The following is a 26,550-nucleotide window of genomic DNA, read 5'->3' on the forward strand; positions in this document are numbered from 1 at the left end:
CATTATTGGCCGCTCTGCGTCCCCTGCTTGCCTTCGACGCCCGGCGCGCCGGCGGACGTTCCGCTGGGGCCAGACACGCCGCTTTCATGACCCTCAGTCGCTTTTGGATTTTCTTTCTGCACGGCGCCCGACGGCTCCACGGGGCTCGCGGTCGCTGGACCAGAGGTCACGCCCTGCTGCTGTTGCTCCTCCGCCCACGCCGCAGGCGCCGCGATGGCGAGGGCAAAGCATGCGATGACAGCGATTTGTGGCTTCATTTCAAACTCCTGCGACGGTTTTTATCTGCGCGAAGGATCGACCCCATTGGCTAAATGGAGGAGGAAACGAAACTAGCAATGGGAAAACACGCGCTGTCGCGCGCGCCATATAGCGCGCCCGCGCTCTTTGATTTATTCAGCTTAAGCTCACATCGGGAGGAAGAAGATGGCCGTCGACAGCAAGCACGCCGAAACGATAGCGCTCCACGCGGGCTGGCGGGCCGACGCCGTCACCGGCGCCGTCGCCGTGCCGATCTATCAGACAACGTCCTTTCAGTTTCGTGATACCGAGCATGCGGCCAATCTCTTCGCGCTCAAAGAGCTTGGCCCCATCTATACGCGCATCGGCAATCCCACGACCGGGGTGCTGGAGGAGCGGCTCGCGGCGCTCGAAGGCGGCGCGGCGGCGCTGGCGCTTTCCTCGGGACAGGCGGCCTCGGCTTTCGCGATTCAGAATCTCGCGCGCGTCGGCGACAATGTCGTCTCCTCGACCGATCTTTACGGCGGCACCTGGAATCTCTTCGCCAATACGCTGAAGGATCAGGGGATCGAGGTGCGCTTCGTCGATCCGACGGACCCGGAGAATTTCCGCCGCGCGACGGATGCGCGCACGCGCGCCTATTACGCCGAGACGCTGCCCAATCCGAAACTCGTCGTCTTTCCGATCGCCGAGGTCGCGGCGATCGGACGCGAATTCGGCGTGCCGCTCATCATGGACAATACGGCGGCGCCGATCCTCTGCCGGCCCTTCGATCACGGCGCGGCGATCATCGTCTATTCGACGACGAAATATCTTGGCGGGCATGGCACCTCGATCGGCGGCGCGATCATCGACGGCGGCAATTTCGATTGGGAGAAATTCCCCGAGCGGCAGCCGACGCTGAATACGCCCGATCCAAGCTACCATGGCGCGATCTGGGTCGAGGCGGTGAAGCCGCTCGGCCCCATCGCCTATATCATCAAGGCGCGCACGACATTGTTGCGCGATCTCGGCTCGGCGCCTTCGCCCTTCAACGCCTTCCTCACGCTGCAGGGGATCGAGACCATCACGCTGCGCATGGAGCGCCATGTGCAGAATGCGCAGAAGGTCGTCGATTTTCTCAGCCAGCGCGGCGAAGTGACGAAGGTGATTCATCCCTCGCAGCAGACGGGGGAGTTGCGCGCCCGCGCCGACAAATATCTCAAAGGCGGCTATGGCGCGCTGATCGGCTTCGAGCTCAAGGGCGGCCTCGACGCCGGCCGCCGCTTCATCGACGCGCTCGAACTCTTCTATCACGTCGCCAATATCGGCGATGCGCGCAGCCTCGCCATCCATCCCGCCACGACGACGCATTCGCAGCTCGCCGAGGAAGCGCAGCTCGCGACCGGCGTCACGCCCGGCTATGTGCGCCTTTCGATTGGCCTCGAGCATATCGACGACATCATCGCCGATCTGGAGAAGGGTCTTAAAGCGGCCGAGGCGGCTGACTAATGAAATCGACCCCTCGTCCTTCGAGACGCCCGCTACGCGGGCTCCTCAGGATGAGGGGCCGAGGTTGCGCAAATCGAATGTGAGCAGACTTTGCTATAACAACAAGCAGTCCTCATGCTGAGGAGCGAGCGAAGCTCGCGTCTCGAAGCACGAGGACGGCGGGGCCTCAATTCGTGACCGACGCCTGCGGCTCAAGGCTTCGTCGCGAGCCGATCGACCATCGCGCGGAGCGCGACGATCTGCGGCCCTTTCTTCGTATGGTAATCGGCGCTGTCATATCCCCACCAATCCCAGCAGGCGTTGGGATTGAGCACGAAGTTGAACGTATAGAAGGGCCAGCCCCATCCCCAGCGGCTGATGGTTTGGGGATAGAGCACGATGATCCGATTCGTATCCGCCCAGCGATTATAGCCCGCGTGTTTATAAAAACCGTCGCCGATGGCGGCCGCCTGCTGCTGGCACCCATGCAGCGCGACATGCACGCGGCAGCTCTGCAAGGCGCAGGCGTGCGGGATATAGGCGTAGCCCACGTCGCTCAGGCTGTGATTATAAGCGTTGCCGTCGGCCAGGAATTCCTTCTGGTCGAATTCGACATATTTTCCCGCCGGCGCAACGCTCGGCGCTTCGAGCGGCCCATAAATCTGTTCGAGCAGGGCCTTGGCGGCGTCGAAGTCGCAATCCACGATGAAGGGCGCCGCGTTCGCCGAGCAAGTTTTGTTTCCATAGTCCTCCGTCACCATGGCGTGGCCGGCGTCGATATCGTTTCGATATTGGATATGGTCGCCGGGCGTATAGAGCGCGTAATAGCCGCGCGTGGCGTCCATAACGGGCGGAAGCACCACTTCGTCCTTCCGGCCGGAGAACAGCCAAACGCGCGCATTCGCCAAATTGCCGATATCGTCTATGGCGCCGGAACGCGCCAATGCGTCGGTGATTTCCTTTAAATGCGCGGAGTTCGGAACGGGATGATCCGCATCGGGCTTCATACAATTATGAGTCGCGCGGTTGGAGCTCTGCTCCGCACAATCATAAGGCACGCCGGCGATGATGCCTGCTCCTGTGACGATCCCCGAATGCGCGACATGGAATTGCAGCGCCATCGCCGCGCCAGACGAAATGCCGGACACCGAGGTTTGCGAAAGATCGGCGCCGTAGGGCGGGAGGCGCTCCGCGCCCAGCGCAAAATCTATGCAGAGGCCGCACGCGAGAGCGGCGGCGAAGCTGAATTTTCCAAAGCGAAAAAAATTGAACATAAACGCCTCCTTGAAATGGACGACGGAAACGATCGTCGCATCGATCGTCACGCCGCTAGATGTCGAAGCGCCTCCTTCCCTTTCTACGAGCGGAGAGAGATGGAGCGGCGCGTCACTTCACTTTCATCGCATAGCCGGCGACGACGAAAGCGACATGGTCGGAGATTTTCGCGACAGCTTGATGCAATTCGCCTGCCGCGTCGCGGAAGGCGCGGGCGAGGGCGTTCTCCGGCACCACGGAAAGACCCACCTCCGGCGAAACGACGACCGTCGCCGCGCGGCGCCCGCGCAGAGCCGCGAGCAGCGCCGCGCGATCCGCGCCGAGGTCGCACTCCGACAGCATGCGGTTCGAGAGCCAGATGGCGAGGCAATCGACGAGGAGCGGCGCGTCTTCGGGCGCGGCGCGAATCGCCTCAGGCAACTCCTGGGGCGCCTCGATCGTGCGCCAATCGGGCCCGCGCCGCGCTTTATGCGCGTCGATCCGCGCGCGCATTTCCGCATCGAGCGCCTGCGCCGTGGCGATATAGATCCAGGGCGGCCGATGCGCCATGACGAGGCTCTCCGCATAGGCGCTTTTCCCCGAGCGCGCGCCGCCGAGAACGAGGCCGAGATAGGGATTTTCGCTCATGCCTTCGCCTTCCGAAACGGCGCGCGGGCGAGCGGCGCGCCCTCGCGATCGAAAACGATGATCTCCAATTCCGTCTCCGCATTGTCGAGCGCGCCCGCCGCCGTGCGCCAGGCGGCGCTGGCGATCGGCCCTGCGAGATCGACGCCCGCGCCTTGCGCGATTTGCAAGGCTTCAAGCGCGCTATTGGCCTTGGCGATAAGGCGCGCGATCGCCTCGCTTGCGCCGGCTTCCCGCGCGGCCCGCGCGAGCAGCGCGAAATCGACGCTGGAGCGGCCGGAATGCAGATCGAGCCGACCCTGCGCCAGCTTGGTCAGTTTCGCGAATCCGCCGCCAATCGTCACGCGCGCGACGGGATGCGCGCGCAAATATTTCAAAAGGCCGCCGACGAAATCGCCCATTTCGATGAGCGCCGTCTCGGGCAGACCGTAAAGCGCCTGCACGGCTGCTTCCGAAGTTGAGCCCGTCGTCCCGGCGATATGCGCGAGGCCCATGGCGCGCGCGACATCGACGCCGCGATGGATGCTGTCGATCCAGGCCGCGCAGGAAAAGGGCGTGACGATTCCCGTCGTGCCGAGGATGGAGAGGCCGCCGACGATTCCAAGGCGCCCGTTGAGCGTATGTTTCGCCATTTCCGCGCCGCCCGGAATCGAGATTTCGATTTCGGCGTCGCCATCGACGCCGAGCTTCGCGCTCGCCTCAATGACCAGGGAGCCGCCTTGTCGCGCCGCGCATGACGACGCCCGTCGCCGCTTGCGCGCTGGCGCGACGCGGCGAGGACGAAGAGCCATGACCGTGCATTTCATCGGCGCCGGGCCCGGCGCCGCCGATCTTCTCACGCTGCGCGGGCGCGATCTCATCGCGCAATGTCCCATATGTCTTTACGCCGGCTCGCTCGTGCCTCCTGGCGTGCTCGCGCATTGTCCGCCCGGCGCGCGCATCATCGACACGGCGCCTCTCTCGCTCGACGCCATCATTGCGGAGATGAAGGCCGCGCATGACGCCGGCCAGGATGTCGCGCGCCTGCATTCCGGCGATCTTTCCATCTGGAGCGCGGTCGGCGAGCAGACGCGCCGCCTCGACGCGCTCGGCGTTCCCTATACGCTGACGCCGGGCGTGCCCGCCTTCGCGGCGGCGAGCGCGGCCCTGAGGCGCGAACTGACGCTGCCCGAGGTCGCGCAATCCTTGGTGCTGACGCGCACCTCGGGCCGCGCCTCGGCGATGCCGGAAAGCGAAGATCTCGCGACCTTCGCGCAGTCGCGCGCGACGCTCGCCATCCATCTCTCGATCCATGTTCTCGCGCGCGTCGTCGAAGAGCTGACGCCCTTCTATGGCGCGGATTGCCCGGTCGCGCTCGTCTATCGCGCCTCATGGCCGGATGAGCGGATCGTGCGCGGGACGCTCGCCGACATAGAGGCGCGCGCGGCGGAGACGCCGATGGAGCGCACGGCGCTCATCCTCGTCGGCTCGGCGCTTTCGAGCGAAGATTTTCGTGAAAGCGCGCTTTACGACGCGGACTATGACCGGCGCTTCCGCCCTCGGGGCGAAAGGTGAGCGCGCCCGGCATTCTCATCGGCGCTGCGCGCTCCTCCTCCGGCAAGACGACGCTCGCGCTCGGCCTCATGCGGGCGCTGACGCGGCGCGGCCTCAAGATCGCGCCAGTAAAATGCGGGCCGGACTATATCGATCCCGCTTTCCACGCGGCGGCGACAGGGCGCGCGGGCGTCAATGTGGATTCATGGGCGATGGAGGCGGATCTGATCGCCCGCCTCGCCGCGCGCGCGAGCGAAGACGCCGACATCGTCATCGCCGAAGGGGCGATGGGCCTCTTCGACGGCGCGCCGGGCGGAGCGTCGGGCGTCGGCGCCAGCGCCGACATCGCCGCGCTTCTCGGCTGGCCCGCGCTCATCGTCCATGACGCCTCCGGCCAGGCGCAGACGGCGGCGGCCGTGCTGCGCGGGCTGGCGTCCTATGACGCGCGGATAAAGGTCGCGGGCGTCGTGCTCAACCGCATCGGCTCTCCGCGCCATCGCAAGCTCGCGGGCGAGGCGATCGAGGCGATTGGGCTTCCCGTGCTTGGCGCGCTGCCGCGCGACGAAGGGGTCGTCCTGCCGGAACGCCATCTCGGCCTCGTGCAGGCGGGCGAAACGCCGGCGCTCGACGCGCGCCTCGACGCGCTCGCGGATGTCATCGAGGCGCATGTGGCCATTGAGGCGATTGTCGCGGCTGCGCACGCCGCCCCCTCCCCGGCCTTCCCCCGCTCCGCCAGAGAGGGAGCAATTCCGCCCCCCGGACAATGCATCGCCATCGCGCGGGACGACGCCTTCTCCTTCTTCTATCCGCATCTCGCGCAGAGCTGGCGCGACGCCGGCGCCGAGCTTTGTTTCTTCTCGCCGCTTGCCGACGAGGCGCCGGGCGACGATTGCGACTTCTGCTGGCTTCCCGGCGGCTATCCCGAGCTTCACGCCGGGCGCCTGTCGCAGGCGCGGCGCTTCATGGCGGGGCTGCGGCGCTTTTCCGAGGCGCGCGCGGTTCATGGCGAATGCGGGGGCTATATGGTTCTGGGCGGCGCGCTCGTCGACGCGGAAGGCCAGTCCCATGCGATGGCCGGGCTCCTCGAGCTCGACACGAGCTTTGCGAAGCGCAAGCTGCATCTGGGCTACCGCCGCGCGAGACTCGTCGCGGATCATGCGCTCGGACCCGCCGGCCGGACGCTGCGCGGACACGAGTTCCATTACGCCAGCATATTGCGCGAAGAGGGATCGCCTTTCGCGCTGGCGCGCGACGCCTATGGCGACGAGGAACATCCCGCCGGATTGCGCAAGGGACGCGTCTCCGGCTCGTTTTTCCACCTGATCGCATGAAAAAAGGGCCGCCGGACGAACCAGCGGCCCAAGTCAAGGGAGGAAACGCCCAAGGAGGGCTACGAAGCGAGACAGCTCTCGCTGCGTCGCACTGTTGTATTGCTGCGACGCACAAGAGTCAAGCCCTTTTTGACAGATTGTCTATGTCAAAAGCGCGCACCCTCGCGCATACCCAAAAAATCCATTGAAATAATAAGCTTATCCTGCGCCTCTCGCTTATGCCGCCTTTGGACGGAATCGTCCAAAGGCGGTTCACGGGAGCGATTTAATAAATTTTTTGGCGGCTTTATCCGAAAAATTGGATTTGCATTTCTTCGTAGCGCGCTCGCCGGGTGGGGCCAGGAGCGCGCGGGCTGGATGGATTTACTGCGCCGCAGCGGAGCGCCCGTCCGGCGTCGCGGCGGCGGGAGCGAATTTGCCTAATTTGATATGCAGCCATTTTTTGGCGGTGTTCGTCGGCGTCGTATCGACGGCGGCGAGCGCCGACATTTCACGCCGGTCGTCAGCCGTCGGCGCCGCGGCCATGGTCACGACCGGCGATTTGGCGGCGAGCTTGGAGGCGCTGCGACTGGTCTTTTCCTCCAGCGCGATCTCGGTGGGCGGCAGGATCGTCTCGGGACGGCTGACCTCGGCCATGCGGGAGGCGAAATAGGGATTTTGGCCGCCGTCCTGATAGACGACGCGCACCGGCTTCACGCTTTGCGCGAGTTCGGCGACCTTCGCCTCATCCTTCGACGCTTTCTCGGCGACGGCGGCGGCGATATGGGGATCGCGCTTCAAGGGCGGACAGGCGACATTGGGATCGAGCTTGCCGGCGCCTTCCGCGTTGAACACATAGCGGCGTCCGCAGAAAGCGACCTGCGGCTCCTTCAGCGTCACCTCGAAATGATCCGAGCCTTCCTTCAACTGCCTCCAAAAGTCGATGTTGGGATCGAGCCGGTGCTTCGCGAGATTTTCCGCCGTCATTTTGAAGGGGAAAGACTGCATCTGGATGGCGCGCTGGCCGCCTTCGAGCGAAGAGCGCGCAATGGCGTAGATTTCGGCGATCTGCTTGTCGCTCATCGAGAAGCAGCCGGCCGAGGAGCAAGCGCCATGCACCATGATGTCGCCGCCGGTATTGCCGAGCGCGCGGTCTAGCGCGTTGGGATAGCCGACGTTGAAGGAAAGATAATAGGCGGAATTCGGATTCATCTGCGCCGGGCCGATCGAATAGAAGCCCTCTGGCACCTGACGGTCGCCTTGCCGGCGCTTGGGGCCCAGCTGGCCCGACCAGCGGCACATGGGAAAGGTCTTCAGATAGACATAGCTGCCGTCGGACCGCATTTTCCAGATTTCGAGCTCCGCCTCCTTCTTATAGGCGCGGATCAGAATCGGCGCTTCCTTGGTGACGCCGACGTCATTCATCAGGGCGACGGTTTCGGAAGGAATCGGCGCGAGCGAGCGATGCGCGAGGCCGCTGTCCTGGCAGGCCGACAACGCCAGCGCGGCGATGAGCCCGACGACTGGCGCGATGCGCGAAATTCTCATGACCGATCCCTCCGGCCGTTCCCGACGCGAGCTTGCCCGAACCGGCGGAACGGGCCGCATTCGGGCGACAAGATCGGAACATTGGGACGAGAACGTGTCCAAAAGGCTTAAAATCGCCGCGCCGGCCCGTTTTAGCGATGGATTTTGCGCGATTTACCTTAACGCTTCTCTTCGGGCTTTCGGCCCATGGCCAGGAATTTCTCCGTCCGCGACTGGACCAGCTGCTCGCGCGAAAAATTCGCAAGTCCCGAAAGCTCCTTGGCCAGCGCTTCCCCCACCGCCCCGATCGCGGCCTGCGGATCGCGATGCGCCCCGCCGGGCGGCTCCGTCACGATCAGGTCGATGATGCCGAATTTTAGGAGGTCCTGCGCCGTAATCTTCATGCTGGTGGCGGCGTCCTGCGCCCTGGCGGCGTCGCGCCAGAGGATCGAGGCGGAGGCCTCGGGCGAAGCGACCGTATAGACGGCGTGCTCCAGCATCAGCACCTTATTCGCGGCGGCGATGGCGATGGCGCCGCCCGAGCCGCCCTCCCCCACGACGACCGCGACATTGGGCACGCCGAGCGCGAGCGATACGTCGATCGAACGGGCGATCGCCTCGGCCTGGCCCCGCTCCTCCGCGTCAATGCCGGGAAAGGCGCCGGCGGTGTCGACGAGCGAGACGACCGGCAGGCCGAAACGGTCGGCGAGCTCCATTAGGCGGACGGCCTTGCGATAGCCCTCCGGCCGCGCCATGCCGAAATTGTGACGCAGTCGGCTCGCGGTGTCGGAGCCCTTCTCCTGGCCGATGACGCAGATCGGCTCGCCGCGAAACCGGCCGAAGCCGCCGACAATGGCGGCGTCCTCGCCAAAGTGCCGATCGCCGGCGAGCGGCGTGAATTCCGCGACAAGTTGCTGCACATAATCTGAGAAATGCGGGCGCTGCGGGTGGCGGGCGACCTGAATCTTCTGCCAGGGCGTCAGGCCGGCGTAAAGGTCGGCAAGCGCCTTGGCGGCCTTGGCCTCAAGCTTCGTCAGCTCCTCGCCGATCGAGACGCCCTCGCCGCCGTCGGCCAGCGCGCGCAGTTCCTCGACCTTCGTTTCAAGCTCCGCGACCGGCTTTTCAAAGTCGAGATAGGAACGCATGGGACGACTGGGCGACCTTTGGCGCGAGACGCACAAAACCGACGGGCTTGGCGGGCGGGCGCAAACTCGCCGCAACGGGCGTTGAAGTCAAGGAACCGAAAGCCTCATGTGGGACGGTTGCGGGATGGATTTCAAGGCGTCAATGTCGCGCCCGACGCGCGCGGCTTTCGGCGTGAAGGAGCGAACATATCCATGGGGCCTTTGCAAGAGCCGGTCAGCCGCTTCATCCAATCCGCCGATGGCCTCAAGCTTCATGCTCTCGATTACGCCGCGCCGGCCGGCGGCGGCCTTCTGCCTGTCGTCTGCCTGCCGGGCCTCGCCCGCGCCGCCGACGATTTCGACAGCGTCGCGCGGGTTCTGCAGGCGGAAGGAAGACGGGTCTTCGCGCTCGACTATCGCGGGCGCGGCCGCTCCGACTGGGACCCGGATTGGCGGCGCTACGATTTCGACGTCGAGCAGGGCGATATTTCCGCCCAGCTCGGCGACGCCGGCGTCGCCGAGGCGATCTTTCTCGGCACCTCGCGCGGGGGCCTCCATACGATGCGCATCGCCGCAAGGCGGCCCGGCGTCGTCCGCGCCGCCGTGCTCAACGACATCGGCCCCAAGATCGAGCATGCGGGATTGCTGCGCATCAAGCGCTACGTCGGGAAGCTGCCGCCGATCCCCTCGATGCGCGAAGCGATCGCGCTGATGCGGCTCGCGGCCGGCGCGCAATTTTCCGACGTTTCGCCGCAAGAATGGGAGAGGTATGCGCGCCTCACCTTCGTCGAGAAGGACGGCAAAGTGCTGCTGCGCTACGACCCGGAGCTCGCCCATACGCTCGATATGGTGACGCCGGAGGCGGAGCCGGAAACCCATTGGGAAGATTTCGCCGCGCTCGCGGAATTGCCGCTGCTCGCCATTCGCGGCGCCAATTCCGACATTCTCTCGCCTGAGGTCTTCGACGAAATGGCGCGCCGCGCGCCTTTGGTGGAGCGGCTTGTCGTCGAAGGCCAAGGCCACGCGCCGCTGCTGCTCGATGCGCCGACGATCGCGCGCATCGCCGATTTCGTGCGCCAACGCCCCTAGGATGAGAAGAAATCGTGCTGAACTTATTAGCCGGAGCCAGCGCCGATCGAAAAAGTCCGTCAACTTTTTTCGAAACTTGCTCTAGACGAGGCTGCTTTCGGTGAGCAGTTCGACGACCTGCCGAATGTCGTCGGGGAGAAACGGCTTCTCGATGACCGGGCTTCCCGACCGCGCGATGAAGCGGGCGGCGGAAGGGCCAAGGACGTCGCCCGTCACGAAAGCGATGCGCGAGGTCAATGATGGCGCTTCGAGCGAAAGCCAATCGTAAAAGGCTGGCCCGTCGCAATCGGGCATGCGGATATCGCAAAGAATGAGATCGACCGGCTTCGCGCGCTCCCGCAGGCGCGCCTTGGCCTCCGCCCCGTTCGCCACGCATTCGCAATCGAAGCCGATGCGGTTCAAGATTTCGACGAGAAGAAACGCGATCTCGATTTCGTCATCGATCACCAACGCATGGCGACGCGGCGGCGCGGCTTGCGCGACGCTTTCAGACTCATCGGCGCGCAAGCCGCTCGCGCCCTCGCCCGCATTGATCGGAAGTTGAATGACGAATGTCGCGCCGACGCCCGGCTGCGGCGGCGCGAGCGTCAGCGACCCGCCATGCGACTCGATCAGCCCGCGGGAGACGGCGAGACCGATCCCCGTTCCGACGCCTTGCGGCTTCGTCGTGAAAAAGGGCTCGAACACGCGGTTGCGGATTCTCTCGGGAATGCCGGGACCATTGTCCGAAAAGGCGAAGATGATTTTCTCGCTCGCCCTATCGGCGCTGACGTCGATTGAAATCCGCCGGGGCGCGGGCTGGCTTTCGAGCGCCTGCTGCGCATTGACCACGAGGTTGAGCAGCACCTGATGCAATTGATCGCTGTCCGCCCTGATCAAGGGAAGACCCGGCTCTATCTTGGTCGCCACGTCGACGCCGGCAGTGCGCAGACTGTAAGACAGAAGGTCGAGGACGCGCTCTATCAATTCGGGAATATTGACCTCGACGCGCTCGGCCTCGCGCTGGCGCGCCATGGTGAGGAAGGTCTTGACGATTTTCGCGCAGCGATTGGCGGCGGTTTCGATCTTGGCGCCGCGTTCCGCGAAGCTCGCGAATTGCGGATCGCTTCCGCCGCGCGCCTGCGCCGCCTCGCGCAGCATCAAGGCCTGACCGATGACGATCGAAAGCGGATTGTTCAATTCATGCGCGACGCCAGCGAGGAGCGATCCAAGCGCGGCGAGCTTCTCGCTCTGATACAGCGCCTCTCTTTGCCGCTCGATCTCGGCGGCGGCCTTCCGCGCCGGCCGCAAATCGCGCAAATGCGCCGTAAACAACGCCTCATGCGAGGCGCCGACCGCGGTGATCGCAAGCTCGACCGGTATGCGCGAACCATCGGCGCAAAGCGCCTCAAGCTCCACTCGGCGGCCAAGCACCGCGCTCGGGCCGCCGGAGGCGAAACGCTTCAGGCCGGCGTTATGCGCCTCGCGCAACTCCGGCGGCACGATCAATTCGGCGATGGTCTTGCCGACCGCCTCTTCGCGGGAAAATCCGAAGGTCGCCGTCGCGGCGGGATTGAATTCGACGACGCGGCCTTCCGCGTCGGTCACGACGATGCAATCGAGCGCCGAGTCGACGACAGCGGCGTGAATCGCCTCGCGCCTCTGATGCCGCACCAAAAGATCGGCCTGATCGAGCCTGCGCTTTTCGATTTCGGTGAGATTGCGTTCGATCGCAATGACGCCGAGCGTCGCGCCATTCGGCGAAAACGGCCGCAGACTTTCCTCGATGAAGGCGCGAAGGCCGGCCTTTCGTCCGAGCCATCGCTCGGAGCGGACCGGCTCTCCCTTGAGGATTTTCGGCAGGGCGAGTCGATAGGCCTTCGCCGTCTCCGCATCCAAAACCTCCTCGACGGGCCTGCCCAGCACGGCGCTTTCCGGCAGGGCGACGGCGTCGAGAAATTCGTCGTTCACGAAGCGGTAGCGCAAATCGAGATCGAGAAACGCCGCCGGTCCCGGAATGGCCTGGAAAAAGGCGCGCAGCATCGATGCCGCCCCTTGCGCGGCGCTCGCGGGCGGCGCGATGTCGGAGGACTGCGCGATATTGGACATGCTCAGGCCCGCAAAGCGTTGGAGGCCGCCGGCGCGACGCGAAGATCGGGCGTTTCATGCAGCCACAAGGTGATCGGCTCGGCGACATTCTTGAGTTCGCGTCTCGTGGCGACGAAATTGGCGCGCACCTTCCCCTGCGTCATGGCGCGCACGAGATCGGTTATCATGATCGAGCCGGGCGGCGCCGCTTCCTGAACCCTTGCGGCAAAGGCCACGACCTCGCCAAATCTGTCCCCATTCCTGACGATCACGTCGCCGACGGCGACGCCGATGCGCAGCCGCAGCATATCGTCGAGGCCGCGTCCGCCCGCATAGGCGCGCGTCTCGCTTTGACAGTCGACGGCCCACTCGACGGCGTTCTGCACGCTCGGGAAGTCGATCAAGGCGCCGTCGCCGAGCATTTTGAACAAAAAGCCCGAGCGCGCAGCGACGGATTGCGCGACCACGTCGCGAAAGAAACGGTCGGTCAGCGCGAGGCCGCCGGGCTCGTCGCGCTGGATCATGCGCGTATAGCCGACGATATCCACCGATGCGATCGCCGCGAGCCGCTTGCCCGCGAAGGCGGCCTGCGTCGACTTGCGCCGACGCAACAGGCCGCGGATGCGCGCCAGCATTTCGCGCATGTGATAAGGCTTGCCGATATAATCGTCGCCCCCCAATTCGAGCCCGACGATGCGATCGATCGACGAATTCATGGCGGTCGCGAAAATGATTCCCGCGGAGCTGCGGGCGTTGAGCCAGCGGGCGAGCGACAGCCCGTCTTCCCCCGGCATATTCACGTCGATGACGGCGAGGTCGATCGATTCGAATTCGACGGCCGCGCGGAACTCGCCCGCAGAGCCCGTCGCGATCACCCGATAACCGTTCGATCCCAGGAATTCGGCGAGCAGGTCGCGCAAATCCTCTTCATCCTCGGCGATCGCGATGATCTCGGCCATTCCGGTCCTGCTCGGTCGTATATTTTTTAAGAATGGCTGCAGGCCGAAACGGCCGGGCAAGGAACCGCCGCCGCCATGTATATCGTCAAATGCGCGCCATGCAAAACTCCCCGCATCGTCCGCCTAGGGCGCGTAGCCGAGAGCCTGATTGAGCCGCGAGATCGCGACGCCGACATTGATCGCGGCGTTCGCTTGCATGCGCTGGGCCTCGAGCTGGATCTGGCGCACGCGGTAAAGGTCGAAGGCGCTGATCTCGCCGATACTATATGATTTGCGCGACAATTCGAATTGATCGTTGGCGACGGAAAGCCGGCTGTTGGCTGTGCCCGCCGCGCGCTGCGCGGCCGCGAGCGCCACGCGCGCCGCCTTTATCTCCGCCGCGACGACGCGACGCGCACGATCATATTCGGCCTGCGCGCGGTCCATTTCGGCTTGCGCCGCGGCGATTCGCGGCTCGTTGCGGCCCGCTGTCGGCAAGGGAATGCGGATGCGAACGCCGACGGTCGTTGTATCGGTGCGCTGGTTGGTGATCGGCTGCGAAGGATCGGTCGAATATTGATCATTATATTCGCGCCGCCCGAAGACGCCGATATCGGGACTGTCGATCGGCGTCGCATCGACGAGGCGCATTTGCGCCTCGGCGCGCTCGAGCGCGGCGCGCGGCGCGCGCAGGGCCGGATGATCTTCTATGTCGGTCGCGGGACGCACGGTTTCGAGCGTTCCCTCCGGCGGCGCGCCGCCGGTCAGCGTCATATAATTCACCTGCGCGACCTTCGCGGCGCCTTCCGCCTGCGCCAGCTCCGTTTCGGCGGCGAGCGTCTCGTTCTGGGCGAGCAGCGCATCGCCCTGCGCGGCGTCGCCAAGCTCGACGCGCCGGGTCATGTCCCTGCCGATGTCATGCGCCGTCGCGACGCGGTTGCGCGCCACCTCAACGTCGCGTCCGGCGCGCTGCGCGCTCCACCAAGCGTCGCGCAGCAGCGCCGCGACGCCGAGCCGGCGCAGCGCCAGCAACTGCTCCACCTCGTAAACGCCGGTCGTCACCGTCGCTTCATAGGCGTCGCGCTGACCCGGCAGCCACAGCGGCAGCCCGGCCTCCAACTCCGTCTCGTTGTAATTGCGCATATTGCCGGTGACATTGCTGGAGACATTGTTGCGTTGCAGGCCGCCGACATAGGGCGAACCGGGCGAGATCGAATTCGCGGTGGCGTAGCGCGCCGAAATGGCGCGATATTGCGCTTCGAGCGCCTTGCTCTGCGCATCGATCGCGACGGCCATTTCGAGATGACGCGCCAGAACGCCGCCGCGCGGCTTCTGGGCCGCCGGCCGCGCAGCCGGTCTTTTGCCCGCGGCTTTCACCGAGCCTTTGACGCGCGGCTCCGCGGATTGGGCCGCCTCCTGCGCCAGGCAGGCGTCGCCGCAAGCGCCGCCAAGGGCCGCCAAGGAGCAAGCGATGAAAACGACGCGCACTTTCATGCGCGGGCGTCCTCGCGTCGGCGCTCCGAGGCGCCCCGCGGCCCCCTGGCGCTCAGCTTCTGACGCAGGAAGAGGCCAAGATTGGCGGTGCGGTCGTAAAGAATCGGCAGCAGCACGAGAGTGAGCACGGTGGCGGAAATCAATCCGCCAATGACGACGACGGCGAGCGGCCGCTGGATCTCCGCGCCCGGCCCCGTCGCGAAAAGAAACGGAATGAGGCCGAAAGCCGCGATGCTCGCGGTAAGCATCACCGGCCGCATGCGCCGACGCGCGCCTTCGACGACGGCCTCGCGGGTCGTGCGCGTTCCTTCCGCGACGAGCTTGTTGATATAGGAAATCAGCACGACGCCATTGAGCACGGCGATGCCGATGAGCGCAATGAATCCGACCGACGACGGCACGGAGATGAATTCGCCGGAGAGCCACAGGCCCAGAATGCCGCCGATCGCCGCGAAGGGCACGTTGCAGAACACGAGGGTGGCCTGCAGCATGGAATTGAAGGTCAGATAGAGCAGGAGAAAAATCAGCGCCAGCGCGATAGGCACGACGATGGCGAGCCGCGCCGAGGCGCGCTGCTGGTTCTCGAACTGGCCGCCCCATTGATAGCGGTAGCCCGGCGGCGTCTTCACATTTTGCGCGACCGCCTTTTTCGCTTCGTCGACGAAGCCGACGAGATCGCGTCCCGCGACATTGGCGAGCACGGTGGCGAAGCGCCGCCCGCCCTCGCGCGCGACCTGGATCGGTCCGTTCTCCGCCTCCACCTGGGCGAGCTGCGAGAGTTCGACCACCCTGCCGTCGCTGGCCACCATCGGCAGCCGCGCGAAATCCACGGAGGAGCGGCGCGAGGTTTCCGATCCGCGCACCACAAGCGGCGTGCGGAGCGGTCCTTCGAGAACGATGCCGCTCGGCTGGCCGTCGACCCAGACGCGCAGCGCGTTCTGAATTTCGGCGGCGCTCAGGCCGAAGCGTCCGGCTGCGAGCCGGTCCACACGCGCCGTAAGATAGCGCATGCCGTCGTTCTGCAAGCCGAACACGTCGCGCGCGCCCTTGATCTTGCGCAGAGTCGCCGCCACGTCGCGGGTCAGTCGATTGAGCTCGTTGATGTCGTCGCCGAAAATCTTGATCACCACGTCGCCGCGCGCGCCGATGATCATCTCCTGCACGCGCATGTCGATCGGCTGCGAAAAAGCGTAGGAGATGCCGGGCATTGTGTCGAGAACGGCGCGGATTTCGCCCATTAGCCAGTCCATGCCCTTGCCGCGCCATTCGCTCTGAGGCGCGAGGGTGAGAAAATTATCCGTCTCGTTGAGGCCAACGGGATCGATGCCGAGTTCGTCCGCGCCGGCGCGCGCTATCATGCCCTTGACCTCGGGCACGCGCTCCATGATTTCGCGCTGGATGCGCATGTCGGTCTCGGCGGCGACATTGACGCTGATCGTCGGATGTTTGCGCACGGTGATGACCGGCGTGCCCTCGTTCATCACCGGCATGAAGGTCTGGCCGATGCGCGAATAGGCGACGCCGGCGACCACGAGGCCGAAAAAGGCGATGGCGGCGGCGAGCGAGGGTTTCGCCAGCGCGCGCATCAGTACGGGCTCGTAGATCGCGGCGATCTTGCGCACGAGCCACGGCTCGTCCGATTGTCCGGGCTTTAAGAGCGTCGCGCAAAGCGCCGGCACCACGGTCAGCGACAGGACGAGCGCGGAGCCGAGCGCGAAGGCGATGGTGAGCGCGACCGGCGCGAACAGCCGGCCTTCCAGCCCTTCGAGCGACAGCAGCGGCAGGAAGACGGTGACGATGATGACGACGCCCGAAGTCAGCGGCGCAGCGACTTCGCGTGTCGCCTCCAGGGTCATGAAAATTCGGTCGGAGAGCGTCGCGTCATGCGCATGCGCCATGCGATGCTCGACATTTTCGACGACGACGACGGCGCAATCGACGAGCAGGCCGATGGCGATGGCGAGGCCGCCAAGCGACATGATGTTGGCGGAGAGGCCCCACAGCCGCATGATGCCGAAAGTCGAAAGCGCGGCGAGCGGCAGAATGATCGAGACGACGACCGCCGCGCGCAAATTGCCGAGGAAGAGGGCGAGCAGAATGACGACGAGGACGATGGCCTCGATCAGCACCTTCTGCACCGTCCATACCGCCTTGCCGATCAATTCGCTGCGGTCGTAGAAGATTTCGATCTTGGCGCCGTTGGGCAGGCCTGGCTCGAGTTCGGCGAGCCGCTCCTTGACGCCGCTCACCACCTTGCGCGCGTCGGCGCCGCGTAGCGCGAGCACGAGGCCCCACACCGCCTCGCCCTCGCCGTTGCGCACGACGACGCCATTGCGCGGCAAGGCGCCGTTGCGCACCTCCGCCACGTCGCCGACCCGCACGATGCCCGTCGCGGGCGCGCCGCCCACCGCCGGCCGGATGATGACGACCGAGCGAATGTCGTCGAGCGAGCGCAGGCGGCTCTCGGCGCGCACAAGCAGCGTCTCCTCGCCGTCGCGCACGCGCCCGGCGCCGTCGTTCTTATTGTTGGCGGAGAGCGCCGTCTGCAGCATATCCACCGTCACGCCGCGCGCCGCCATGGCCGACGGCGACGGCGCGACCTCGAAGGTGCGCACGAAGCCGCCGAGGACGTTGAGATCGGCGACGCCCGGCAGGCCGCGGATGGCGGGCCTTATCGTCCAATCAATGAGCGAGCGCTGCTCGGTCGGCGTCAGGCCGCCGCCGACGATGGTGAACATCAGCATTTCGCCGAGCGGCGTCACGATCGGCGCGAGCCCGCCGCTGACGCCCGGCGGCAACTGGTCCTGCGCCTGCGCAAGCCGCTCGTTCACTTGCGCGCGCGCCCAATAAATGTCGGTTCCTTCTTCGAATTCGAAAGTGATCAGGGCGACCGAATAGCGCGTCGTCGACCGCATGCGCACGAGATTGGGGATGCCCTTCGCGACGACTTCGATCGGCGCGGTGACGCGGGCCTCCAGTTCTTCCGGGGTGAGGCCCGGCGCGCGCATGGCGACAAGCACCTGCACCGGCGCGACGTCGGGAAAGGCGTCGATCGGAAGCTTGAAATAGCTGACGCCGCCCCACACGGCGAGACTCAGCGCGCCGATAAAGACGAGCAGCCTCTGCCGGAGCGCGGCATGGATCAGGACTTCAAGCATCTTACGTTTTTCACTTCTCGGTTTCAGCGAGTTCCGCGAGCAAGGTGAGCAAACCGCGCGTGGCGACCCGATCGCCCGGCTTGAACTGACCCTGCACCGAAGCGAATTGCGGCGTCTCGGAGACGAGCGTCACCGGGGTTGCGACAAAGCCCTCTGGCGCGCGCACGAACACCCAATTGTGATTTTGATGGCTGACGACGGCGTCCGCCGGGACGCGCCATTGCGAGCCCGATCCGCCCCTGACGCGCAGGAGCGCCTGCACCGCCTGGCCGGGGCGCAAGGGGCTGCGGCCGGGTCGGAATTCGGCCACCGCGGTCACCGACTGCGTGGCAAGGTCGACCGTGCGGCCGATGCGAATGAGATCGCCGTCGATTCCGGCGATCGGCAGATGCACGCGGTCCACGCTTTCGAGCGCCGCCGCGCGGCCCAGGGGCACTTGCAGATTGACCCAGATCGGATCGAGCCGCGCGATGGTGACGAGCGGCGCCGAGGCCTGAACGCGCTCGCCGGTCGTGCCGTGCCGCTGGAGAATGACCCCAGAGATCGGCGCGCGCACATTGAGCGCGCTCGCGAACTTGCGGTCGCGCTGCAGCGTGGCGATCTCCTCCTCGGTCATACCGGCGAGCGCGAGAATCTGCCTGCGTTCCTCCAAAGCCGACCGCGCCTGCGTCGCTTCCGCGCGCGTGACGATGAGACGCCGCTCGGAGATGATGCGCTCCTTGAAGAGTTGCTCGTCGCGCCGCAACTTCTCCGTCGCGAGATTGGCGTCGGCGAGCGCATGCAGAAAGGCGCGCTGGGCCTCGACCAATTCCGACGATTTCAGCGTGGCGATCGGATCGCCGGCCTTTACGTCCTCGTCCGGCGCCACGAGCAATGTCTCGATAAGACCGGCCGCCGGCGCGGCGACGATGCGCAATTGCTGCGGCGGCACGGCGACGACACCCGGCACCACCAATTCGCCGAGGCTCGACTCCTGCTCGACCGGCTGCGTCTCGACGCCCGCGACGCGCGCTTCCTCTTCGGTCAGCTTGATGTGAATGGGCTGCAGATTCGCCGTCTCGGCGGGCGCGCCTTGCGCAAACCGTACGCCAAAGGCGAAGAGACAGAAAAAAAGAGCAAGCGTGCGCCGCATGTGATCGATCATAGCTGTCCGCGGTTGCGGCCCGCTGCTTGCGGGCCCTCCCCCGCAGCGCCGGCTATATCCTCCAAGTGACGACTTTATAAGAACGCCCTGCACGCCCGCAGAATCGGGGATGGGCGCCGACAGAGGCGATATTGCCCGCGCGCGGCCATGGGCTCAAGGCATTTCGCCCATTGTGGCGCTTTTTTACAATGAATTTGAGTCGAATGTCGCAATTCGGCGGGGATAGCCGTCGCCAACAACGGCGCTCGGCCTATAATCAGCCTCAAGAACCGTCATTCCGGACTTGAGGATCTTATGCGCCACCCTTCGACCGCCGCCATCCGACTCGCCGACTATCGGCCCGCCGACTTCGTCATCGATTCCGTCGAACTCGACTTCTCGCTCAATCCGACGAAGACCAAAGTCGTCGCGCGGCTGGCGTTGCGCCGCAATCCAGCGGGCGAAGCGGGCGCGCCGCTCGTTCTCGACGGCGACGATCTGACGCTCATCGGCGTCAGGCTCGACGGCCGCGCGCTCGGTCCGCAAGATTATGCGGCGACGCCCGACAAGCTCACTCTCGCGGCCGTCCCCGACGCGCCTTTCGTTCTCGAAATCGAAACGCAGGTCGATCCGAGCGCCAATACGCAACTCTCCGGCCTCTATCGCTCGGGCTCGGCCTATTGCACGCAATGCGAGGCGGAGGGCTTTCGCCGTATAACCTATTTCCTCGACAGGCCGGACGTCTTGAGCGTCTATACGACGCGCATCGAAGCGGAAAAAAGCGACGCGCCGATTCTCCTCTCGAACGGCAATCCAGTCGAATCCGGCGACATCGACGGCGGGACGCGTCACTACGCGATCTGGCGCGATCCTTTTCCGAAGCCCAGCTATCTCTTCGCGCTTGTCGGCGGCGACCTCGGCGTCGTGCGCGACGCTTTCAAAACGATGTCGGGGCGTCTCGTCGATCTCGCCATTTACGTCGAGCACGGCAAGGAGCCGCGCGCCGGCTACGCCATGGACGCGCTGAAACGCTCGATGCGCTGGGACGAGGAGAAATTCGGCCGCGAATATGATCTCGACGTGTTCAACATCGTCGCCGTCTCCGACTTCAACATGGGCGCGATGGAGAACAAGGGCCTCAACATCTTCAACGACAAATATGTGCTCGCCTCTCCTGAAACCGCGACGGACGGCGATTATGCCGGGATCGAAGGCGTCATCGCCCATGAATATTTCCACAATTGGACGGGAAACCGCATCACCTGCCGCGACTGGTTCCAGCTTTGTCTGAAAGAGGGCCTCACCGTCTTCCGCGACCAGGAATTTTCCGCCGACATGCGCTCGCGCGCCGTGGAGCGCATCAGCGACGTGCGCGGCCTGCGCCTCGCGCAATTTCCCGAGGACGCGGGACCGCTCGCGCATCCGGTGCGCCCGGACGTCTATCAGGAGATCAATAATTTCTATACGGCCACCGTCTATGAGAAAGGCGCCGAAATCATTCGGGCGCTGCGCACGCTGATCGGCGAGGATGATTTCCGCCGCGGCATGGATCTTTATTTCGAGCGCTTCGACGGCGCGGCGGCGACGGTGGAAGACTTTCTCTCCTGCTTCGCCGAAGCCTCGGGACGCGATCTGTCGCATTTCGCGCTGTGGTACAGCCAGGCGGGCACGCCGCTCGTCACGACTTCCGAAGAATATGACGCGGCGGCGAAGACTTTTACCTTGACGCTGCGTCAGGAGACGCCGCCGACGCCCGGCCAGAGCGAGAAGAGGCCCGTCGTCATTCCCATCGCGCTGGCGCTCTTTTCCGAAAACGGACAGAAGCTCGACCTCGCGAGCGAGGACGCAAGCGCGCGGGAGCTGGCGCGCGGTCTCATCGAACTCGACCGGCCGGAGCGCGTCATTCGCTTCCGCGACATCCCCTCGCGGCCCGTCGCTTCGCTCCTGCGCGGCTTTTCGGCGCCGGTGCGCCTCGAACCCGCGCCGGCGAGCGAAGACCTCGAACGGCTGCTCGCCCATGACGACGATCCTTTCAACCGCTGGCAGGCGGCGCAGAGCCTTGCGCTCCGCGCCATTTTCGCGCGCGTGAACGGCGACGGCGCGGCGTCCGACGCGCGCGGCCTGACGGACGCGCTGCGCCTGCTGCTCGCGAAAGCCGAAGGCGACCCCGCCTTCGCCGCGCAGGCGCTGTCTTTGCCCTCCGAGATCGATCTCGCGCGCGAAAAGGGATCCGACGTCGATCCCGACGTTCTCTTCGCGGCGCGCCAGTCGCTGCGCGCCGAGATCGGCCGCGCGCTCGGGGAGGCGCTCGAAACGATCCATGCGCGTTTCGCCGACCCCGGCGCCTACGCGCCCGATGCGGCGAGCGCGGGGAGGCGCGCGCTGCGCAATGTCGCGCTCGACCTCATCGCCGCGGGCGATGCGGACAAGGGCCGCGCATTGGCGCAGGCGCAGTTCGAGACGGCGGGCAATATGACCGACCGGCTGGCGGCGCTCGCAACATTGGCGCATCTCGGCGGCGCGGCGCGCGAGGACGCCTTCGCGCGTTTCTATGCGCAATATGCCGGCGACGCGCTCGTCATCGACAAATGGTTCTCGCTGCAGGCGACGATTCCCGAAGAGGCGACGACGCGGCGCGTGCAGGAGCTGATGACGCATCCCGAATTTTCGATGAGCAATCCCAATCGCGTGCGCGCGCTGATCAGCGCCTTCGCCAACGCCAATCTCACGCGCTTCCATGCGCTTGACGGCTCCGGCTACGATCTCCTCACGCGCGTCGTGCTGGAGCTTGACCCCAAGAACCCGCAGCTTTCGGCGCGGCTTCTGTCGTCGCTGCGGTCATGGCGAACGCTCGAAGCGCGCCGCCGCGAACTCGTCGAAACCCGCCTGAAACATATCCTCGCTGCGGAAAATCTCTCGGCGGATCTGCGCGACATCGCGACACGCGCGCTCGGTTGACAAAGGCGGCGAGAAAAAGATTTCGTTAACCTTGCATTAAGGTCTGGACAATCTCGCCTCGAGAGATTCGAATGAAGGTGATTCGGTCGTCTGGCGGTCCCCGAATTGCAATCATTCTGGAGGCTTTTGATGGCGCGCGCCCCCGCTGCCCGCGTGACGACTCACGCCGATACGGTGTGGGGAGCGTATCGGTTCGACGAGGTCGGCGAGAGAGGGCCGAAGGATTTCGCCTGGCTTCGGCCGCTCGCCTTCGCCGTATCGGCCGTCTGCCTCGTCAGCCTGACCGCCTTCGTCGTTTCGCTCGCGACCTCCATGCAGGACCATCTTGTCGAGGAGGCGATCGGCGATCTCGAACTCTTCGCCCGCGCCGTCTCGCATGACCTGCATGAGAAGATCAAGACGGACGCGCAAACGCCGCTCGGCGAGCCGCTCAATCAGATCGTGCCGCAAGGCGCGCTGGCGCGCGGGCGGCGCATTCTCGTCACCGACCATCGCGGTCGCGTCGCCGCGGCCTTTCCCCCGCTGGCGGCGAAAAATCCGACTCTCGCGGAGGTCCTCGGGACCGAGCCGGAGCTGACCGATTTCGCCGCCAAGGCGGGCGTGATGCGCATCACCCTTCCCGACGGCGCGCCGGCGCTCGTCTCCCTGCGCAAGCTGCCGGCGCCTTTCGGCCAGGTGGCGATGATCTATCCACTCGACAATGTGTTGGGCGAATGGCGCGCCATCGCGTCGCGCTATACGCTGCTCTTCGCCTTCACGACATTGACGCTTCTCGCCATCGTCTTCGCCTATTTCCGTCAGACGCGCCGGCTGCAGGCGGTCGAGCGCGTTAATGCGCTGATCCGCGCGCGGCTTGAGACGGCGCTCTCGCGCGGGCGCTGCGGACTATGGGACTGGGACATTTCGCGCGGACGCATCTACTGGTCCGACTCCATGTATGAAATGCTCGGCCTGCCCGCCGAGCGGCGCTGTCTTTCCTTTGGCGAATTGCGCGCGCTGATGCATCCGGACGACGGCGATTTCAAAGCGGTCGCCGATATGGTCGCGGCCGGAAAGGCGCGCGCGCTCGATCACGTATTCCGCCTCAAGAACGCCGAAGGAAAGTGGATATGGCTGCGCGCGCGCGCCGACATCGTCGAAGACGCGCGCGACCCCGGCAAGCATCTCGTCGGCATCGCCGTCGACATTTCCGAGCAGCGCGCCCTCGCCGAACACACCGAGCTCGCCAATCTGCGCCTGCGCGACGCGATCGACACGATTTCGGAAGCCTTCGTGCTGTGGGACGCGCAGAACCGGCTCGTCACCTGCAATTCGAAATTCCTCGCCCTGCATGGCCTGCCGCCGGAAGCGGCCTGCGCGGGCGCGCAATATGGCGCGATCATGAGTCGCGCGAGAGCGCCGCTGATCCGCACCGAAATCGCCTCGTCGGGCGGACGCGCGCCCGACGCGCGCACCTATGAAGCGCAGCTTGTCGACGGCCGCTGGCTCCAGATCAACGAGCGGCGCACCAAGGACGGCGGCTATGTCTCCGTCGGCGCAGACATCACCGCGCTCAAGCACAATGAGGAGAAGCTGCGCGAATCGGAGCGTCGCCTCACCGCCAGCGTCGCGGATCTGACGCGCTCGCGCCAGACGCTGGAGATGCAGGCGCAGCAGCTTGCGACGCTCGCCGAGCAATATCACCTGCAGAAGGCCGAGGCCGAAGCGGCCTATCTCGCCAAATCCGAATTCCTCGCCAATATGAGCCATGAATTGCGCACGCCGCTCAACGCCATCATCGGCTTTTCGGAGATGATGCAGGCGGAGCCCTTCGGATCGCTCGGCTCGCCCAAATATCTCGAATATTGCAGCGGCATTCGCCAGGGCGGCAGCTATTTGAACGAGGTGCTCTCCGACATTCTCGACATGTCGCGGCTCGAGGCGGGCCTCGTGCGCCTCGCCGAGCGCGAGATCGACGTCGCCGACGCCATGCGTCAAGCGATCGACTCATGGCGCCAGCGCGCAGACCTTAAAGACGTGGAGCTCGTCGCCGACGCCGGCGCGGATTTGCGCTGCGTCGGCGACGAAGCGGCGATCGTCAAGACGCTTGGCGTCTTCCTCTCCAATGCGGTGAAATTCAGCGACATGGGCGGCAAGGTGCGCCTGCGCGCGCGCCGCCACGGCGCGGCGATCGACGTTTATGTGGCGGACGCCGGCCGCGGCATCGATCCGCGCGCGATCCCCAAGCTCGGGCGGCCCTTCGAGCAATGCGCCGATCTGATGGAGAACGGCATGCGCGGCTCGGGGCTCGGCCTCGCCATCGCCCGCGCCCTCATCGAATTGCATGGCGGCGCGCTGCGTTTCCGCTCGCGGCTCGGCGTCGGCACCATCGTCATGATGCGACTGCCGGCGCCGCCGACTTTACGCGCCTCGGCGACGATCACGCCGCTGAGGCCCTCTTACGCGCGCTCCGTCGCGCGCGACGCTGGGCCCGGCATCGCGCGCGTCGCCGGCAGCGACAGCGCGACGCGCAATCCTGGCGCATTATCCTCGATCCGCAGCGCGCCGTGATGCAGGCGGGCCACCGCCGCCGCCATCGACAGGCCAAGGCCCGACCCCGGCCGCGACCGCGAATTTTCCAGCCGAACGAACCGCCCCACCACGCGCTCGCGATCCTGAGGCGAAATGCCGGGCCCGCGATCGGCGACCGCGATCTCGATATTCTCGCCGAGGCGCCTGGCTGAAACCGCGATCGTCGGATTTTCTCCCGCGACGCCGTATTTCAGCGCATTGTCGACGAGGTTGACGAGCGCCTGGCCAAGCAATTCGCGACTGCCCGTGACCGCAAGCCCGCTTTGCGTCTCGACGTCGAGCCGCGCGCCCTGCTCTTCGGCGACCGGCTCGTACATTTCCACGATGTCGCGCACCACCGCGTCGGCGTCGAACATCGCCAGATTGTCGCTCGAATAGCCGGCCTCGGCGCGCGCGATCATCAAAAGCGCGTCGAAGACGCGAATGAGACTGTCCGACTCCTCGATCACCGCGGCGAGCGCTTCGCGATGCTCGCTGTCGCTGGAGCTTCCGTGCAAGGCCGCCTCGGCGCGGTTGCGCAAGCGCGTCAGCGGCGTCTTGAGGTCATGAGCGATATTGTCGGAGACTTCGCGCAAGCCCGCCATCAGCTCGCTGATGCGTTCGAGCATGGCGTTGAAATTCTCGGCGAGTCGATCGAGTTCGTCGCCGGCGCCCGAGACGGCGAGACGCTCGTGCATATCGCCCGCCATGATGCGGCGGGCGGAATCCGACATCACATCGACGCGCTCCAGCATGCGATGCGCCATGAAGAGGCCGCCAAAGGCGCCGACGAGCGCGAGCCAGAACAGCGAGACGCCGAGCGCGCGGCGCAGAATGTCGCGCAGCACCTGGTGATCCTGGATGTCATGGCCGATCAGCAGGCGAAAGCCGCCGGGCAAAAGAAACAGCCGAAGCAGCGCGGGATGCGTCTCGCCCGGCTCGCCACGGCGCTCATAGGTGGTTTCGACAAGCTCCGAACTGCCGGAGGGGGTGAATTTCGGCTGTTCGATATTGCCGACGATGACCTCCCCGGCATGGTTCGTCAGCAGATAAAGCGAGCCGCCCGGCGCGCGCACGCGCCGCTCCACCGCATTGGCGAGCTGGCGCAGGCCGCCCTGGGCGTATTGCTCGGAAAGGGCGCGAATCTCGGCGTCGACCGTCTGCTCGATCTGCTCGTCGAGCACTTCTTTCACGCGCGCGCCGACTCGCGTCAGCACCATGCCGGCGCCGATCGAGAACAGCACGAGATAGGCGATCGAGAGCTTGAACGCCGTCGTGCGGAAGAGTTTACCGAGCGCTGTCACGAATCATATAGCCGGCGCCGCGCACCGTGTGCAGAAGCTGGTTCTCGCGGCCCTTGTCGATCTTGGAGCGCAGCCGCGAGATATGCACGTCGATGACGTTGGTTTGCGGATCGAAATGATAGTCCCAGACGTTTTCGAGCAGCATGGTGCGGGTCACGACCTGACCGGCATGTTTCATCAAATATTCGAGCAGGCGAAATTCGCGCGGCTGCAGGACGACCTCCTGGCCGCCGACCGTCACCTTGTGCGACAGCCGGTCGAGCTCGAGGTCGCCGACGCGATAATGCGTCTCCTCGCCTTTCGCGCCGACGCGCCGGCGCGCCAGCGCCTCGACCCGGGCCAGCAGCTCCGAGAAGGCGTAAGGCTTCGGCAGATAGTCGTCGCCGCCGGCGCGCAGCCCCTTGACCCGGTCGTCGACCTGACCAAGCGCGGAGAGGATCAGCGCCGGCGTCTCGACCCCCTGCTCGCGCAGACTCGAAATCAGCGACAGCCCGTCCATCTTTGGCAGCATGCGGTCGACGAGGAGCACGTCATATTCGCCCTCGGCGGCGCGCGCATAGCCGGCGAGGCCGTCGTGCTCGTGCTCGGCCACATGGCCCTGCTGACGAAAGGCCTTGACGAGATAGTCGCTCGCTTCGCGATCGTCTTCGATGATGAGAATGCGCATGGCTCTATATAGCTGACATTGCGCCGAAACGGCAGAGCGGCGCAGGCTGCGCCAGCCACTTTGGAGAGAAAGGGCAGGCCGGCGCATGGCGCGCCAGCCTGC

Annotated in this window: 18 protein-coding genes and 1 pseudogene; 6 read left to right on the forward strand and 13 right to left on the reverse strand. The window is 65.5% G+C overall.

Going from position 1 to position 26,550, the window contains the following annotated elements:
* Positions 1-2: 2 nt before the first annotated feature.
* Positions 3-257 (reverse strand): hypothetical protein, encoded by a 255-nt coding sequence (locus V3H18_RS09070; protein ID WP_332081705.1) that lies wholly within the window; start codon positions 255-257, stop codon positions 3-5.
* 166 nt (positions 258-423) lie between these two features.
* On the opposite strand from V3H18_RS09070, the gene V3H18_RS09075 reads away from it, so the two are divergent.
* Positions 424-1,728 carry an O-acetylhomoserine aminocarboxypropyltransferase/cysteine synthase family protein gene (locus V3H18_RS09075; RefSeq protein ID WP_332081706.1) on the forward strand — a complete coding sequence of 435 codons (1,305 nt, stop codon included), beginning with the start codon at positions 424-426 and terminating at the stop codon, positions 1,726-1,728.
* Between the two features lie 191 nt (positions 1,729-1,919).
* On the opposite strand, the gene V3H18_RS09080 is transcribed toward V3H18_RS09075, so the two are convergent.
* The 3 genes and pseudogenes from V3H18_RS09080 to cbiD all read right to left on the reverse strand — a co-directional run.
* Positions 1,920-2,981, reverse strand: coding sequence for an extracellular catalytic domain type 2 short-chain-length polyhydroxyalkanoate depolymerase (locus tag V3H18_RS09080; protein ID WP_332081707.1), 1,062 nt, complete (start codon positions 2,979-2,981; stop codon positions 1,920-1,922).
* 112 nt (positions 2,982-3,093) lie between these two features.
* Positions 3,094-3,609 (reverse strand): bifunctional adenosylcobinamide kinase/adenosylcobinamide-phosphate guanylyltransferase, encoded by a 516-nt coding sequence (cobU, locus tag V3H18_RS09085; RefSeq protein ID WP_332081708.1) that lies wholly within the window; start codon positions 3,607-3,609, stop codon positions 3,094-3,096.
* A pseudogene (cbiD, locus tag V3H18_RS09090) lies at positions 3,606-4,313 on the reverse strand (cobalt-precorrin-5B (C(1))-methyltransferase CbiD); the annotation flags it as partial. The gene cobU and the pseudogene cbiD, both read right to left, overlap by 4 nt.
* 82 nt (positions 4,314-4,395) lie before the next feature.
* Here cbiD and cobM point away from each other — a divergent pair.
* A complete protein-coding gene (gene cobM / locus V3H18_RS09095; RefSeq protein ID WP_332081709.1) occupies positions 4,396-5,160 on the forward strand; it encodes a precorrin-4 C(11)-methyltransferase in 765 nt (254 codons plus the stop codon).
* Entirely contained in the window at positions 5,157-6,470 is a 1,314-nt protein-coding gene (locus V3H18_RS09100) for a cobyrinate a,c-diamide synthase (protein WP_332081710.1), read from the forward strand. Before cobM ends, V3H18_RS09100 begins: the two co-directional genes overlap by 4 nt.
* Before the next feature lie 363 nt (positions 6,471-6,833).
* Here V3H18_RS09100 and V3H18_RS09105 read toward each other — a convergent pair whose 3' ends face one another.
* Both V3H18_RS09105 and V3H18_RS09110 read right to left on the reverse strand, forming a co-directional pair.
* Complete coding sequence (locus V3H18_RS09105) at positions 6,834-7,997, reverse strand: L,D-transpeptidase family protein (protein ID WP_332081711.1); 1,164 nt, start codon at positions 7,995-7,997, stop codon at positions 6,834-6,836.
* Between the two features lie 158 nt (positions 7,998-8,155).
* Entirely contained in the window at positions 8,156-9,121 is a 966-nt protein-coding gene (locus V3H18_RS09110) for an acetyl-CoA carboxylase carboxyltransferase subunit alpha (RefSeq protein ID WP_332081712.1), read from the reverse strand.
* A 192-nt stretch (positions 9,122-9,313) separates the two neighbouring features.
* Here V3H18_RS09110 and V3H18_RS09115 point away from each other — a divergent pair, with 192 nt between their 5' ends.
* Positions 9,314-10,189: an alpha/beta fold hydrolase gene (locus V3H18_RS09115; RefSeq protein ID WP_332081713.1), complete on the forward strand. Its 876-nt coding sequence runs from the start codon at positions 9,314-9,316 to the stop codon at positions 10,187-10,189.
* A gap of 81 nt (positions 10,190-10,270) precedes the next feature.
* Here V3H18_RS09115 and V3H18_RS09120 read toward each other — a convergent pair whose 3' ends face one another.
* From V3H18_RS09120 to V3H18_RS09140, 5 genes are all read right to left on the reverse strand, one after another.
* Complete coding sequence (locus V3H18_RS09120) at positions 10,271-12,277, reverse strand: PAS domain-containing hybrid sensor histidine kinase/response regulator (protein WP_332081714.1); 2,007 nt, start codon at positions 12,275-12,277, stop codon at positions 10,271-10,273.
* 2 nt (positions 12,278-12,279) lie between these two features.
* The gene (locus V3H18_RS09125) at positions 12,280-13,215 is read right to left on the reverse strand and encodes a response regulator (RefSeq protein WP_332081715.1); all 936 of its coding nucleotides are present in this window, start codon (positions 13,213-13,215) and stop codon (positions 12,280-12,282) included.
* Between the two features lie 123 nt (positions 13,216-13,338).
* Entirely contained in the window at positions 13,339-14,688 is a 1,350-nt protein-coding gene (locus tag V3H18_RS09130) for a TolC family protein (protein WP_332081716.1), read from the reverse strand.
* Positions 14,685-17,846: an efflux RND transporter permease subunit gene (locus tag V3H18_RS09135; RefSeq protein ID WP_332081717.1), complete on the reverse strand. Its 3,162-nt coding sequence runs from the start codon at positions 17,844-17,846 to the stop codon at positions 14,685-14,687. Before V3H18_RS09135 ends, V3H18_RS09130 begins: the two co-directional genes overlap by 4 nt.
* 10 nt (positions 17,847-17,856) lie before the next feature.
* The gene (locus V3H18_RS09140) at positions 17,857-18,990 is read right to left on the reverse strand and encodes an efflux RND transporter periplasmic adaptor subunit (RefSeq protein ID WP_332081718.1); all 1,134 of its coding nucleotides are present in this window, start codon (positions 18,988-18,990) and stop codon (positions 17,857-17,859) included.
* Positions 18,991-19,284: 294 nt separating this feature from the next.
* Here V3H18_RS09140 and pepN point away from each other — a divergent pair, with 294 nt between their 5' ends.
* Together pepN and V3H18_RS09150 are read left to right on the forward strand one after the other, a co-directional pair.
* Positions 19,285-21,927, forward strand: coding sequence for an aminopeptidase N (pepN, locus tag V3H18_RS09145; protein ID WP_332081719.1), 2,643 nt, complete (start codon positions 19,285-19,287; stop codon positions 21,925-21,927).
* Between the two features lie 129 nt (positions 21,928-22,056).
* Positions 22,057-24,477 (forward strand): PAS domain-containing sensor histidine kinase, encoded by a 2,421-nt coding sequence (locus V3H18_RS09150; RefSeq protein ID WP_332081720.1) that lies wholly within the window; start codon positions 22,057-22,059, stop codon positions 24,475-24,477.
* Here the strand turns inward: V3H18_RS09150 and V3H18_RS09155 are convergent.
* On the reverse strand, positions 24,366-25,781 hold the full coding sequence (locus V3H18_RS09155) for a sensor histidine kinase (RefSeq protein WP_332081721.1): 1,416 nt from the start codon (positions 25,779-25,781) through the stop codon (positions 24,366-24,368). The genes V3H18_RS09150 and V3H18_RS09155 overlap by 112 nt on opposite strands.
* A complete protein-coding gene (locus V3H18_RS09160) occupies positions 25,765-26,448 on the reverse strand; it encodes a response regulator transcription factor (RefSeq protein WP_332081722.1) in 684 nt (227 codons plus the stop codon). Before V3H18_RS09160 ends, V3H18_RS09155 begins: the two co-directional genes overlap by 17 nt.
* Positions 26,449-26,550: the final 102 nt, after the last annotated feature.

Origin of the sequence: Methylocystis borbori (assembly GCF_036576025.1) — a bacterium.
Taxonomy (GTDB): domain Bacteria; phylum Pseudomonadota; class Alphaproteobacteria; order Rhizobiales; family Beijerinckiaceae; genus Methylocystis; species Methylocystis borbori.